Below are 514 nucleotides of genomic sequence, written 5' to 3' on the forward strand. Positions count from 1 at the left end.
ACAGGTTCCTGACACCTTAATGCAGATGTTCGGTAAGCCTATTCCTGTCATGACGATTAAACTTGATGGTCGTAAATTGGCACAAGTAGATATCGAAAAAGTGAAGGCTTCATTACAAAATGATGGCTTCTTTCTGCAGGTTCCTCCACCGCCGGAAAACCTATTAGAAAAGTACAAAGAACAAAAAGCTCAGCAAAAGAACGAACAGTAACTCGGCTTCTTTCTGAGACTTCTGCCTTGCTCAAGGAGGGCAATATGAAAAAAATACTGGCTACAATGCTTAGCGTTGGCGTATGTACCTCAGCCTTTGCAAGTAGCGAGGGTTTTGAAGAATACTTAGGTAAATTGCGTGCAGAAGCGCGTAACCAAGGTATCTCAGAGCAGGTAATCAGCGCCGCTTTCGCAAATGTTGAATACAAACCGAGAGCAGTAACAGCAGACCGCAACCAACCAGAGAAAAAACTGACGTTGGATGAATACATTTCTCGTGCAGTCACTGAGTGGAAAGTAAAGC

General features: G+C 43.6%; 2 protein-coding genes. Both read left to right on the top strand.

The annotated features are described in order from the left end of the window. Positions 1-211: YcgL domain-containing protein (locus R7P74_RS29485; RefSeq protein ID WP_140164126.1), on the top strand; the 211-nt coding region annotated here is incomplete at its 5' end. Positions 212-255: 44 nt separating this feature from the next. Continuing rightward, the coding region (locus tag R7P74_RS29490; RefSeq protein WP_318124302.1) for a lytic murein transglycosylase at positions 256-514 on the top strand (259 nt) is incomplete at its 3' end.

This window comes from Vibrio sp. 2033, from assembly GCF_033339735.1.